General features: G+C 56.9%; 9 protein-coding genes. 4 read left to right on the top strand and 5 right to left on the bottom strand.

Annotated elements, in window-relative coordinates:
- Nucleotides 1–108 precede the first annotated feature (108 nt).
- Nucleotides 109–1,755 carry a dihydroxyacetone kinase subunit DhaK gene (locus AC2TE5_RS20465; protein ID WP_484612280.1) on the top strand — a complete coding sequence of 549 codons (1,647 nt, stop codon included), beginning with the start codon at nt 109–111 and terminating at the stop codon, nt 1,753–1,755.
- A gap of 92 nt (nt 1,756–1,847) precedes the next feature.
- Here the strand turns inward: AC2TE5_RS20465 and ahr are convergent, their stop codons facing one another.
- The 5 genes from ahr to pepA all read right to left on the bottom strand — a co-directional run bounded on the left by ahr (nt 1,848) and on the right by pepA (nt 8,506).
- Nucleotides 1,848–2,867 carry an NADPH-dependent aldehyde reductase Ahr gene (gene ahr, locus AC2TE5_RS20460; RefSeq protein WP_484612279.1) on the bottom strand — a complete coding sequence of 340 codons (1,020 nt, stop codon included), beginning with the start codon at nt 2,865–2,867 and terminating at the stop codon, nt 1,848–1,850.
- A gap of 83 nt (nt 2,868–2,950) precedes the next feature.
- Nucleotides 2,951–3,454 (bottom strand): GNAT family N-acetyltransferase, encoded by a 504-nt coding sequence (locus AC2TE5_RS20455; protein WP_198886065.1) that lies wholly within the window; start codon nt 3,452–3,454, stop codon nt 2,951–2,953.
- 123 nt (nt 3,455–3,577) lie between these two features.
- Nucleotides 3,578–6,433 (bottom strand): valine--tRNA ligase, encoded by a 2,856-nt coding sequence (locus tag AC2TE5_RS20450; RefSeq protein WP_121424782.1) that lies wholly within the window; start codon nt 6,431–6,433, stop codon nt 3,578–3,580.
- Nucleotides 6,433–6,876 (bottom strand): DNA polymerase III subunit chi, encoded by a 444-nt coding sequence (holC, locus tag AC2TE5_RS20445; protein WP_008502815.1) that lies wholly within the window; start codon nt 6,874–6,876, stop codon nt 6,433–6,435. Before holC ends, AC2TE5_RS20450 begins: the two co-directional genes overlap by 1 nt.
- 118 nt (nt 6,877–6,994) lie before the next feature.
- On the bottom strand, nt 6,995–8,506 hold the full coding sequence (pepA, locus tag AC2TE5_RS20440) for a leucyl aminopeptidase (protein ID WP_023309366.1): 1,512 nt from the start codon (nt 8,504–8,506) through the stop codon (nt 6,995–6,997).
- 266 nt (nt 8,507–8,772) lie between these two features.
- Between pepA and lptF the strand changes: the two genes are divergently transcribed.
- The 3 genes from lptF (at nt 8,773) to arcB (ending at nt 13,424) form a co-directional block, all read left to right on the top strand.
- Nucleotides 8,773–9,873 (top strand): LPS export ABC transporter permease LptF, encoded by a 1,101-nt coding sequence (gene lptF, locus AC2TE5_RS20435; protein ID WP_024906345.1) that lies wholly within the window; start codon nt 8,773–8,775, stop codon nt 9,871–9,873.
- Nucleotides 9,873–10,955, top strand: coding sequence for an LPS export ABC transporter permease LptG (lptG, locus tag AC2TE5_RS20430; RefSeq protein WP_213328853.1), 1,083 nt, complete (start codon nt 9,873–9,875; stop codon nt 10,953–10,955). The genes lptF and lptG overlap by 1 nt, the downstream gene beginning before the upstream one ends.
- Nucleotides 10,956–11,090: 135 nt before the next feature.
- Nucleotides 11,091–13,424: an aerobic respiration two-component sensor histidine kinase ArcB gene (gene arcB / locus AC2TE5_RS20425; RefSeq protein ID WP_213328854.1), complete on the top strand. Its 2,334-nt coding sequence runs from the start codon at nt 11,091–11,093 to the stop codon at nt 13,422–13,424.
- Nucleotides 13,425–13,501 lie beyond the last annotated feature (77 nt).

Genomic DNA, 13,501 nt, shown 5'->3' with positions numbered 1-13,501 from the left:
AGTATAGGCAACCTGATAGCAATTTGGTTGAGTAAATTCCTGACTTTGCGGCGCATTATCCAGCGCGGACTATGCTTTTGCATACGGTTCACAAAATAGTGGGAAACTATGTCCAGATTCTTCTTTAACGATCGCAAACAGCTGGTCAACGATGCCATTGAAGGCATACTGCTTTCTGCGCCACACGCAAACCTCGTCAAACTTGATATCGATCCGGCCATCAGGATCGTCGCGCGCGGCGACTGGGACAAAAGCCGCGTGGCGGTGATCTCCGGCGGCGGCTCAGGCCACGAACCCGCGCACGCCGGGTTTGTCGGCAAAGGGATGCTGACGGCGGCAGTGTGTGGCGATCTTTTTGCCTCGCCGAGCGTGGATGCGGTGCTGAATGCCATTGTGGCGGTCACGGGCGATCGCGGCTGTCTGCTGATCGTCAAAAACTACACCGGAGATCGCCTGAACTTTGGCCTGGCGGCAGAAAAGGCCAAACGCTACGGCCTCAAGGTGGAGATGGTGATCGTGGCGGACGATATCGCGCTGCCCGATAACAAACAGCCGCGCGGTATTGCCGGTACGGCACTGGTGCATAAGGTTGCGGGCTATGCGGCGGAGCACGGGAAATCGCTGAGCGAAGTGCGGGATATTGCGCAACAGGCCTGCGACAACCTGTGGAGCCTGGGCGTTGCAATGCAAACCTGCAACCTGCCGGGCAGCGACGAGGAAGAGGGGCGCATTAAGCAAGGCCACGTTGAGCTGGGTCTGGGCATTCACGGCGAGCCGGGAGCTTCCGTCGTGGATACGCAGAACAGCAAAGCCATTATCGACACGCTGGTGACGCCGCTACGCGCGCAGGCGGGAGAGGGGCGCTTTGCGGTATTGATTAACAATCTTGGGGGCGTCTCGGCGCTGGAGATGGCCCTGCTGACCAAAGAGCTGGCGCATTCGGCGCTGAAAGAGGAGATCGCGTACCTGATAGGCCCCGCGCCGCTGGTGAGCGCGCTGGACATGAAGGGCTTTTCGCTCACGCTGCTGAAGCTTAACGGTTTCTTCGAAAAGGCGATTCACGCCGAGGTCGAGACGCTGGGCTGGCAGAAGCCCGTGGCGTTTGCGCCACTGCGCACCGTGGCGCATAGCGCCATCCACGATCGTGTGGAATACACCCCGTCGGACAATCTGCGGGTGGGCGAATATGTCTCCACGGTGACCAGTACGCTCCTCCAGCTGGAAAACCGACTGAACGCGCTGGATGCCAAAGTGGGCGACGGTGATACGGGCTCTACCTTTGCGCAAGGCGCGCGGGATATTGCGCAGCGCCTGGAGGATCGCAAGCTCCCGCTTGATAACGTATCGACGCTGCTGCTGCTGGTGGGCGAGCGGCTGGCCACGGTGATGGGCGGATCGAGCGGGGTGCTAATGTCGATCTTCTTTACCGCTGCCGGGCAAAAGCTTCACGAGGATCGGTCTTTGCCGGAGGCGTTGCTCAGCGGGCTGGCGCAGATGAAGCAGTACGGTGGGGCAGATCTCGGCGATCGTACCCTGATCGACGCGCTGCAACCGGCGCTGGAAGCCTTGCAGAAAGGCGATCTTCAGGCGGCAGTGCAGGCGGCACAGCAGGGGGCAGAGGCAACGGCGAAAATGGCGAAAGCCGGAGCAGGGCGCTCGTCATATGTGAATAAAGAGAATCTGGACGGCGTAATGGACCCGGGGGCGGTCGCGGTGGCAGAGGTGTTTAAGGCCATGGTAGAAGCAAAACGGTAACAACCGTTACCGTTTTTAGTGTTTGCGCCCTCTCCCCGTGGGAGAGGGTTGGGGTGAGGGCATCAGGCCGCACATTCCCCGGCAATGTCACATCAAAAATCCGCTTTCAACACCACGCGGTAGCGGGCTTTGCCGTCACGCACGTGCTGGATCGCTTCGTTGATTTTCGACATCGGATACAGTTCGGTGGTCGGGGCCACTTTGGTGCGTCCGGCAAACTTCATTAGCTTGCGCAACTCAAACGGCGTACCGGTCGCGGAGCCTGACACGCTGCGATCCCCACCGATCAGTGTAAACGCCGGAACCGGCAGCGGCTTCATTACGGCACCTACGGTATGGAAGTTACCGCCGTAGGCCAGTGCTTCAAAGTACGGCTGCCAGTCGAGATCCACGTTCACGGTGTTGATGATCAGGTCAAACTGCCCGGCCAGCGCGTTCAGCGCGTCAGGATCGCGGCTGTTCACAACTTTATCCGCACCCATCGCCAGCACTTCTTTCTCTTTTGCCGGGTTCGAGCTAAACGCCGTGACTTCACAGCCCATCGCGTGCAGCAGCTTGATGGCGATATGCCCCAGACCGCCAATACCGATCACGCCCACGCGGCTGGTGGCGGTGATATGGTGCATCAGCAGGGGTTTGAAGACGGTGATACCGCCGCACAGCAGCGGACCGGCGGATTCGATATCAATGCTGTCCGGCAGCGGGATGACCCATTGCCAGTCGGCGCGCAGCTTATCGGCAAAACCGCCCTTGTTCAGAATGGTGGGAACGGCGCCTTCGAGGCAGTTGATCTGATTGCCGCTGATACAGGCATCGCAGTGGCCGCAGCTGCGTGCCGTCCAGCCAATGCCCACCCGCTGGCCCACTTTCAGCCCTTTGTCCTGCACGGCGCTACCGAGCGCCACGACGCGGCCAATGACTTCGTGCCCGGCAACCAACGGATAGCTCGAGAAGCCCCATTCGTTGTCGATCATCGAGAGATCCGAGTGGCAGATCCCGCAGTAATCAACCTGTACTTCGACGTCTTCTGCTTTTAGTTCGCCCGCATCGTACTCGTACAGCTCAAGTTCTGCACCCGCCTGCGGTGCGGCGTAGCTTTTTATCTTCGACATCGTGTTTCCCCCGTTATGGTGTGAACTGAGAGTGTAGAGCATTCAGTTTACAGCCGCTTAACAGAAGAGGGCAGGAACGAAAGTTACAGACTTTTCAGCATCCTGACTTCGCAGTCAACGTGGCCGGTACAGCCCAGCGGCGCATCGATATGCTCAAAGCCCAGATGTTCATACAGGCCGATGGCCTCTTTGAGGAAAGCGGTGGTTTCAAGGTAGCAGCGGGTAAAACCCTGCTTGCGCGCGTGGTCCAGCGCAATCAGCGCCAGCTTTTTCGCCAGCCCTTGTCCGCGCGCCGTTGGCAGGAAATACATTTTCTGTAGTTCGCAGATATCCGGCTCGCTGCAGCTGAGGGGCGCCACGCCGCCACCGCCCACAACCTGGCCGTTCTGCTCGATTACCCAGTAGGCATGCCCTGGCTGGCTGTAGAGCTGGAAAAGCTCGTCCAGGTTCGGGTCCGCAACCGTGTAGCCTTTGTCAGCCGTCAGGCCATATTCGGCAGAAACGGTGCGGATAACGGCGGCGATAGCCGGATTATCCTGCTCAGTGATCCGACGCATCGTCGTCGCGACGGGGGTAATCACGCTCATAGCATTACTCATTACAAAAATTCACACATAACTGCTGTTAATAGCACCGCAGAAAGGGGAGTGCAAGCGAGGAGTTTTCAGGAAGGTTACCCCTTACGCCCTGAAGCGTAAGGGGTAAAAGCATTACAGTGCGGCAATAACCGCCTGCTGCTCAATCAGCTTGGTCTTCGCATCGGCGAAGGCAACCAGACGCTCACGCTCTTTCGCGATGACCGCTTCCGGCGCGCGGGCGACAAAGCCTTCGTTCGCCAGCTTGCTTTCGATTTTACCAATTTCCACGTCGACTTTCGCCACTTCTTTCGCCAGACGCGCCAGCTCGGCGTCCTTGTCGATCAGGCCTGCCATCGGGATCAGAAGCTCGGCGCCGTCGATGATTTTGGTCACGGAAACCGGACCTTTGTCATCCGCAGGCAGCACGGTGATGCTTTCCAGACGCGCCATGGTCTTGAGGAAGGTGTTGTTCTCGGTGACGCGACGAACAGCCGCTTCGCTACAGCCACGAAGCAGCAGCTCCAGCGGTTTGCCAGGGGCGATGTTCATTTCAGCACGGATGTTACGTACCGCAACGATCGCCTGCTTCAGCCACTCGGTATCCGCGGACGCCGCTTCATCAACCTTAGCCGCATCGAATTCCGGGAACGGCTGCAGCATGATGGTATCGGCGTTGATGCCTGCAATCACCTTCACGCGCTGCCAGATAGTTTCGGTAATAAATGGAATGACCGGATGCGCCAGGCGCAGCAGACCTTCCAGAACGGTAATCAGCGTATTGCGCGTGCCGCGCAGTTCCGCCTCAGTACCGCCGTTCATCACCGGCTTCGCCAGCTCCAGATACCAGTCGCAGAACTGGTTCCAGGTGAATTCATACAGGATGCCCGCCGCGATATCGAAGCGGTAGCTGTCCAGCGCCTCGCGGAACGCTTTCACCGTCTGGTTGAATTCCGCCAGGATCCAGCGGTCCGCCAGAGACAGGGTCATTTCGCCGCCGTTGAAGCCACAGTCCTGATCTTCGGTGTTCATCAGCACGAAGCGGCTGGCGTTCCACAGCTTGTTACAGAAGTTACGGTAACCTTCCAGACGCTTCATGTCCCAGTTGATGTCACGGCCGGTAGAGGCCAGTGCCGCCAGGGTGAAGCGCAGGGCGTCGGTACCGTGAGACTCGATCCCGTTCGGGAACTGTTTCTCGGTGCGCTTGCGGATTTTCTCAGCCAGCTGCGGCTGCATCATGTTGCCGGTACGTTTTTCCAGCAGGTCTTCCAGAGAGATACCGTCAACCATGTCCAGCGGGTCAATCACGTTACCCTTGGACTTGGACATCTTCTGGCCTTCGTCGTCGCGGATCAGACCGGTCATGTAGACGGTATGGAACGGAACCTGCGGCTTGCCGTCTTCGTCTTTGATGAAGTGCATGGTCATCATGATCATGCGCGCAATCCAGAAGAAGATAATGTCGAAGCCGGAGACCATCACGCTGGTTGGGTGGAACTGACGCAGCGCGTCGGTGTTTTCTGGCCAGCCGAGGGTGGAGAAGGTCCACAGCGCGGAGGAGAACCAGGTGTCCAGCACGTCTTCGTCCTGACGCAGCGCAACGTCCGCGCTCAGGTTGTTTTCCTGACGGACTTCATCTTCCGTACGGCCAACGTAGACGTTACCTTCGTTGTCGTACCACGCCGGAATACGGTGACCCCACCACAGCTGACGGGAGATACACCAGTCCTGAATGTCACGCATCCAGGAGAAGTACATGTTTTCGTACTGCTTCGGCACGAACTGAATGCTGCCGTTCTCAACCGCTTCAACAGCTGGTTTCGCCAGCACGTCGGCACGCACGTACCACTGGTCGGTCAGCATTGGCTCGATCACCACGCCGCCACGGTCGCCGTACGGCACGGTCAGATCGTGAGGTTTGATCTCTTCGAGCAGGCCGAGTGCGTCGACGGCAGCCACAATCGCTTTACGCGCGGCAAAGCGTTCCAGCTTTTGGAACTCCGCCGGGATGTCGCTGGAGTAAACGTCAGACTCTTCGCCTTTAGTGTCATACACTTCTGCGCTTTCACGGATATCGCCGTCAAAGGTCAGGATGTTGATCATTGGCAGGGCGTGACGACGACCGACTTCATAGTCGTTGAAGTCGTGCGCAGGGGTGATTTTTACGCAGCCGGTGCCTTTTTCCATGTCGGCGTGTTCGTCGCCCACAATTGGAATACGGCGGTTTACCAGCGGCAGCACTACGAATTTGCCGATCAGATCTTTATAACGCGGATCTTCCGGGTTAACGGCCACGCCGGTATCGCCCAGCAGGGTTTCCGGACGGGTGGTCGCGACCACCAGGTAATCTTTACCGTCGGCGGTTTTTGCGCCATCGGCCAGCGGATAGCGGATGTGCCACATGGAGCCTTTAGACTCGCGGTTTTCCACTTCCAGGTCAGAGATGGCGGTGCGCAGTTTCGGATCCCAGTTTACCAGGCGTTTGCCGCGGTAAATCAGGTCTTCTTTGTACAGGCGGACGAAAACTTCTTTAACGGCGTTGGATAGGCCTTCATCCATGGTGAAGCGCTCGCGCTCCCAATCCACGGAGTTGCCGAGACGGCGCATCTGACGGGTAATGGTGCCGCCGGATTCCGCCTTCCACTGCCAGATTTTGTCGATGAACGCGTCGCGACCGTAGTCGTGGCGGGTTTTTCCTTCTTCAGCGGCAATTTTACGCTCAACCACCATCTGGGTCGCGATACCCGCGTGGTCAGTCCCCGCCTGCCACAGGGTGTTTTTACCCTGCATGCGCTGGTAGCGGATCATGGTGTCCATGATGGTCTGCTGGAAAGCATGACCCATATGCAAACTGCCGGTGACGTTCGGCGGCGGGATCATGATGCAGAAGGACTCTTTGCTTTCGTCGCCGTTAGGCTTGAAATAGCCCTGCTGTTCCCAGTGCTCGTAAAGCGGCTGTTCGATATCGCGTGGGTTATATGTCTTTTCCATTATTTCCAGGTTGCCGTATTCAGGTTAAAACCAGCCAGGCGGTACGCTTTATAGCGTTCGCGCGCCAGTTGTTTCAAAGATTCTTCGTAAGGGACAAAGTCTACCACTTCTGTGAAAGCGGTGGCAAAATCTGCAAAATCTATCCGCAGGCTAATCAGAATATCGCGCGCGCTGCTGTTACGCTTTTGCGGCCAGGCAATTTCAACCGGTGCTCCACCGCGCGGGCCTTCGCCCGACAGGTTATGCGGGACAAAACTCTCCGGCGGGCGCGCCCACAGCGCCTCATCAAGGCGAATGGCCTGCTGTTCATCTTCACAGGCAATCAGAACGCGTTTACCTGCGCGCCAACGTTCTGCGGCAATTTCACACACCAGCTGTTCGACGGCGCTGAGGCCATCCTGATGGGTGTCGTTGTCCAGAAGGTAGAACGTTGCATTCTTCATATATGGGGCTTCTTGTCGTGGATTTAAATGCAAAGCCGGGTGGCGCTACGCTTACCCGGCCTACGGTTGAGTGACGCTGTAGGCCGGGTAAGGCGAAGCTGCCACCCGGCGTTTTACATCACTCGTCGCCGTTAAAACCCGCACGATTGAGCAGGAACTGCGACAGCAGCGCCACTGGACGACCGGTTGCGCCTTTGGCTTTACCGGAGCGCCATGCGGTGCCCGCGATATCCAGGTGCGCCCAGTTGTACTTGCGGGTGAAGCGTGCCAGGAAGCAGCCCGCGGTGATCGCACCGCCAGGACGTCCGCCAATGTTCGCCATATCCGCAAAGTTGGACTCCAGCTGATCCTGATACTCGTCACCCAGCGGCAGACGCCATGCGCGGTCCCCGGCCTGCTCTGAGGCACCAATAAGCTCGTGCGCCAGCGGATTGTGGTTCGACATCAGGCCGGTGATATGGTGGCCCAGCGCAATCACACAGGCACCGGTGAGGGTGGCGACGTCAATCACCGCTTCAGGCTCGAAGCGCTCAACGTAGGTCAGCACGTCACACAGCACCAGACGGCCTTCGGCGTCGGTGTTCAGCACTTCAACGGTCTGGCCAGACATGGTGGTCAGCACGTCACCCGGACGATAGGCGCGCCCCCCAGGCATGTTTTCGCAGCCCGCCAGTACGCCGATCACGTTGATAGGCAACTGAAGCTCCGCAACCATGCGCATCACGCCGTAAACCGCCGCCGCGCCGCACATGTCGTATTTCATCTCGTCCATGCCTTCGGCAGGCTTGATGGAGATACCGCCGGAGTCGAAGGTCAGGCCTTTACCGACCAGTACAATCGGGCGCGCGTCTTCGGACGGGTTGCCTTTGTACTCGATGACGGACATCAGGGATTCATTCTGCGAGCCGTTACCGACTGCCAGGTAAGAGTGCATCCCCAGCTCTTTCATCTGCTGTTCGCCGATGACGCGGGTAATGACGTTTTTGCTGTAGGCGTCGGCCAGCTGACGTGCCTGAGAGGCCAGGTACGCTGCGTTACAGATGTTAGGCGGCATGTTGCCGAGATCTTTGGCCGCTTTAATGCCGGCTGCGATCGCCAGACCGTGCTGGATCGCGCGTTCGCCACTGGTCAGTTCGCGACGGGTTGGCACGTTAAAGACCATTTTACGCAGCGGACGACGCGGCTCGCTTTTATTGGTCTTCAGCTGATCGAAGCTGTACAGGCTCTCTTTTGCCGTTTCAACCGCCTGACGTACTTTCCAGTAGGTGTTACGTCCTTTGACGTGCAGCTCGGTCAGGAAGCAGACGGCTTCCATTGAGCCAGTATCATTCAGCGTATTGATTGTTTTCTGAATCACCTGCTTATACTGACGTTCATCCAGCTCGCGCTCTTTGCCGCAGCCAATCAGCAGAATACGCTCTGACAGTACGTTCGGAACATGGTGCAGTAACAGCGTCTGCCCAGGTTTGCCTTCCAGTTCGCCACGGCGCAGCAGGGCGCTAATATAGCCGTCACTGATTTTATCGAGTTGCTCGGCGATCGGGGAGAGTCGGCGTGGTTCAAAGACGCCCACAACGATGCAGGCACTCCGCTGTTTCTCCGGGCTACCGCTTTTTACACTGAACTCCATGCACTACGCTCCTGAATCTTAAAGACAACGGCGGCTGCTACGGATAGAATTGAAACCTTTCGTAACTCATGTCCGCTGTTGTGGTGACTTCGTGTTAATCTTACGTTACTACGGTTTCGACACGTCAGAAAAAGTCCTGAAACGTGAATCCGCTGGATGTTTTAATCTTAGCGATGATTTCGACGACTCAAGAGAATAAATGACGTTTAAGCCATGAAACAAGCGAAATTCCTGCAAAGAGACGGGTTTTTACGGGCGTATTTAAAGTGATAATCATAAGATATCTGGTGCGGGAGACGCTCAAAAGCCAACTGGCGATCCTCTTCATCCTGCTGCTGATTTTTTTCTGTCAGAAGCTGGTTAAGATCCTCGGTGCGGCCGTTGACGGCGAAATTCCAACAAATCTGGTGCTTTCCCTGCTTGGTTTAGGGATCCCGGAAATGGCGCAGCTCATCCTGCCGCTAAGTCTTTTCCTTGGCCTGCTCATGACGCTTGGGAAACTCTACACCGAGAGTGAAATCACGGTGATGCATGCCTGCGGCCTGAGCAAAGCCGTACTGGTGAAAGCGGCCATGATACTGGCGCTGTTCACGGGCATTGTTGCGGCGGTGAATGTGATGTGGGCGGGTCCTATGTCTTCCCGTCATCAGGACGAAGTGCTGGCCGAGGCGAAAGCCAACCCCGGCATGGCGGCGTTAGCCCAGGGTCAGTTCCAGCAGGCAACCGACGGCAACTCCGTGCTGTTTATTGAGAGCGTTGACGGCAGTAAATTCAACGACGTCTTCCTGGCGCAGTTACGTCCCAAAGGTAACGCGCGTCCGTCAGTGGTGGTTGCAGACTCCGGTCAGCTTGCTCAGCGCAAAGATGGTTCTCAAATCGTGACGCTGAACAAAGGCACCCGTTTCGAAGGCACCGCGATGCTGCGCGACTTCCGTATTACGGATTTCCAGAACTATCAGGCCATTATCGGCCATCAGGCGGTGGCGCTCGATCCAACGGATACCGAGCAAATGGACATGCGTACCCTCTGGAATACCGATACCGACCGAGCGCGCGCTGAGTTCCACTGGCGTATTACGCTCGTCTTCACCGTGTTTATGATGGCGCTGATTGTCGTTCCGCTGAGCGTGGTGAACCCGCGCCAGGGACGCGTGCTCTCTATGCTGCCGGCGATGCTGCTTTACCTGATCTATTTCCTGCTGCAAACCTCGATTCGTTCTAACGGCGCGAAGGGTAAGCTGGACCCTATGGTCTGGACATGGTTCGTCAACAGCCTGTACATCTTACTGGCGCTGGGATTAAACCTGTGGGATACGGTGCCTGTGCGCCGCATACGTGCCCGATTCTCGCGTAAAGGAGCCATCTAATGCAGGCGTTTGGCGTTCTTGATCGCTATATCGGTAAAACCATTTTTACCACCATCATGATGACGTTGTTCATGCTGGTGTCGCTCTCCGGCATTATCAAATTTGTCGATCAGCTGAAAAAAGCCGGGCAGGGGAGCTATGACGCGGTGGGCGCGGGGATGTATACCCTGCTCAGCGTGCCGAAAGATGTGCAGATCTTCTTCCCGATGGCGGCCCTGCTGGGCGCGCTGCTGGGGCTGGGAATGCTGGCGCAGCGCAGTGAGCTGGTCGTTATGCAGGCCTCGGGCTTTACCCGCATGCAGGTCGCGCTGTCGGTCATGAAAACCGCGATCCCACTGGTGCTGTTGACCATGGCGATTGGCGAGTGGGTCGCACCGCAGGGCGAACAGATGGCGCGTAACTACCGTGCGCAGGCAATGTACGGCGGTTCACTGCTCTCGACACAACAAGGTTTATGGGCGAAAGACGGTAAAAACTTCGTCTACATCGAACGGGTAAATGGGAATGATGAGCTGGGTGGGGTGAGCATCTACGCGTTCGATGACCAGCGCCGTCTGGAGTCAGTCCGCCATGCCTCTTCGGCGAAATTTGACGCCGACAAAAAACAGTGGCGTTTGTCCCAGGTAGATGAGTCTGACCTGACCGATCCGAAACAGATCGCCGGTTCTCAGACGGTCACCGGGACGTGGAAGACTAACCTGACGCCCGATAAGCTCGGGGTCGTGGCGCTGGATCCTGACGCGCTCTCCATCAGCGGGTTACACAACTATGTGAAATACCTTAAGTCGAGCGGGCAGGATGCAGGACGTTATCAGCTCAACATGTGGAGCAAAATCTTCCAGCCGATGTCCGTGGCGGTGATGATGCTGATGGCGCTGTCGTTTATCTTCGGCCCGTTACGCAGCGTGCCGATGGGCGTGCGCGTCGTGACCGGTATCAGCTTCGGCTTTGTGTTCTACGTGCTGGACCAGATCTTCGGTCCACTGACGCTGGTTTATGGCATTCCGCCGATCATTGGTGCGCTGCTGCCAAGCGCCAGCTTCCTCCTGATCAGCCTCTGGCTGTTGTTGAAACGCTCCTGATTGACCTCTCCTCGCTTCCGGTTAACCGGGAGCGAGGCTAATCTCCTGTTTCACCCCGCACTTTTTCTCACAACCTTCAACGCCTCGCCCTGAATTTGAGTATTATTGAGCGATAAAGTCGTGAAGGGATCCTCTATGAAGCAAATTCGAATGCTTGCCCAGTATTACGTCGACCTGATGATGAAGCTTGGGCTGGTGCGTTTCTCCATGCTGCTTGCGCTGGCGCTGGTCGTTCTGGCCATTGTCGTGCAAATGGCCGTCACCATGGTTCTGCATGGTCAGGTCGAGAGTATCGACGTCATCCGCTCCATCTTCTTTGGCTTGCTCATTACTCCCTGGGCGGTCTATTTCCTTTCCGTGGTGGTTGAACAGCTGGAAGAATCCCGTCAGCGTTTGTCAAAACTGGTCGATAAACTGGAAGAGATGCGCGAGCGCGACCTGAAGCTCAACGTCCAGCTCAAAGACAACATTGCGCAGCTGAACCAGGAGATTTCAGATCGTGAGAAGGCGGAGGCCGAGCGTCAGGCTACGCTTGAGCAGCTGAAAATCGAAATGAAAGAGCGCGAGGTCACGCAGATCCAGCTTGAGCAGCAATCCTCATTCCTGCGGTCGTTCCTCGATGCTTCGCCGGATCTGGTGTTTTACCGTAATGAAGATAAAGAGTTTTCCGGCTGTAACCGGGCGATGGAGTTGCTCACCGGGAAAAGCGAGAAGCAGCTGATTAACCTGAAGCCGCAGGACGTTTACTCTGAAGAGGCGGCGGCCAAGGTCATGGAGACGGACGAAAAAGTATTCCGCCATAACGTCTCGCTGACCTATGAACAGTGGCTGGATTACCCGGACGGACGTAAAGCCTGCTTTGAGATCCGTAAGGTGCCCTACTATGACCGCGTGGGGAAACGCCACGGCCTGATGGGCTTTGGCCGCGATATCACCGAGCGTAAGCGCTATCAGGACGCCCTGGAGCGCGCCAGCCGCGACAAGACGACCTTTATCTCCACCATCAGCCACGAGCTGCGTACGCCGCTTAATGGCATTGTCGGGCTGAGCCGTATTCTGCTGGATACCGACCTGACCGCAGAGCAAGAAAAATACCTCAAGACTATCCATGTCTCCGCGGTCACGCTGGGTAATATCTTCAACGATATTATTGATATGGATAAGATGGAGCGCCGTAAAGTTCAGCTTGATAATCAGCCTGTTGATTTCACCAGCTTCCTTGCCGATCTGGAAAACCTTTCCGGCCTGCAGGCGCAGCAGAAGGGGCTGCGTTTTGTCATGGAGCCAACCCTGCCGCTGCCGCATAAAGTGGTGACTGACGGCACGCGTCTGCGCCAGATCCTGTGGAACCTTATCAGCAACGCGGTGAAATTTACCCAGAAGGGGCAGGTGGCGGTGCGCATCCGCTTTGACGAAGGCGATATGCTGCACTTCGAGGTGGAAGACTCGGGGATGGGTATTCCGCAGGAGGAGCAGGACAAAATTTTCGCGATGTATTACCAGGTGAAGGACAGCAACGGCGGGAAACCGGCGACCGGAACGGGCATTGGCCTGGCGGTCTCTAAACGGCTGGCGAAAAGCATGGGGGGCGATATCACCGTTGCCAGCCAGCCGGGTAAAGGGTCAACCTTCACGCTGACGGTCCACGCGCCGGCGGTGGCGGAGGAGGTTGAGGATACCTTTGAAAACGACGACATGCCGCTGCCTGCGCTGCACGTCCTGCTGGTGGAAGACATTGAGCTGAACGTGATTGTGGCGCGCTCCGTTCTGGAGAAACTGGGCAACAGCGTGGATGTCGCGATGACCGGTAAGGCCGCGCTCGAGATGTTTAAACCGGGCGAATACGATCTTGTCCTGCTGGATATTCAGCTACCGGATATGACCGGGCTGGATATCTCGCGTGAGCTGACGCGTCAGTACGCGGCCGACGAACTGCCGCCGCTGGTGGCGCTGACGGCGAACGTACTGAAAGATAAAAAAGAGTATCTCGATGCCGGTATGGACGATGTACTCAGCAAGCCGCTGGCGGTGCCTGCTCTGACCGCCATGATTAAGAAGTTCTGGGATACCCGTGATGAAGAGGAGAGCACCATGACGTCTGTTGATAGCGCAAAAGCCCAAACGATACTCGATACCGCGATGCTGGAGCAGTACATCGATCTGGTCGGCCCGAAACTGATTACCGACGGTCTGGCGGTGTTCGAAAAAATGATGCCGGGCTATCTGAGCGTGCTGGAATCAAACCTGACGGCTCGTGACCAGAAGGGCATTGTGGAAGAAGGACATAAAATTAAAGGTGCCGCCGGCTCGGTTGGCCTACGCCACCTGCAGCAGCTGGGTCAACAGATTCAGTCGCCTGATTTACCTGCATGGGAAGATAACGTGGGTGATTGGGTTGAAGAGATGAAACAAGAGTGGCAAAACGATGTTGCGGTGCTTAAAGCCTGGGTCGATGCCAGAAAAAAATGACCCCGGCTTAACCGGGGTGCGCGAATACTGCGCCAACACCAGGGAAATCGTGGCTGCGCCTGTTTTTTATAGTTATT

This window comes from Enterobacter sp. N5-15 (genome assembly GCF_057221635.1).
Note: the sequence above shows the minus strand (reverse complement) of the source record. Positions and strands in the feature narration are given on the sequence as shown.

Coding starts and splice junctions, on each gene's coding strand:
- AC2TE5_RS20465 (WP_484612280.1), top strand. CDS start 109: ATGTCCAGATTCTTCTTTAACGATCGCAAACAGCTGGTCAACGATGCC.
- ahr (WP_484612279.1), bottom strand. CDS start 2,867: ATGTCGAAGATAAAAAGCTACGCCGCACCGCAGGCGGGTGCAGAACTT.
- AC2TE5_RS20455 (WP_198886065.1), bottom strand. CDS start 3,454: ATGAGCGTGATTACCCCCGTCGCGACGACGATGCGTCGGATCACTGAG.
- AC2TE5_RS20450 (WP_121424782.1), bottom strand. CDS start 6,433: ATGGAAAAGACATATAACCCACGCGATATCGAACAGCCGCTTTACGAG.
- holC (WP_008502815.1), bottom strand. CDS start 6,876: ATGAAGAATGCAACGTTCTACCTTCTGGACAACGACACCCATCAGGAT.
- pepA (WP_023309366.1), bottom strand. CDS start 8,506: ATGGAGTTCAGTGTAAAAAGCGGTAGCCCGGAGAAACAGCGGAGTGCC.
- lptG (WP_213328853.1), top strand. CDS start 9,873: ATGCAGGCGTTTGGCGTTCTTGATCGCTATATCGGTAAAACCATTTTT.
- arcB (WP_213328854.1), top strand. CDS start 11,091: ATGAAGCAAATTCGAATGCTTGCCCAGTATTACGTCGACCTGATGATG.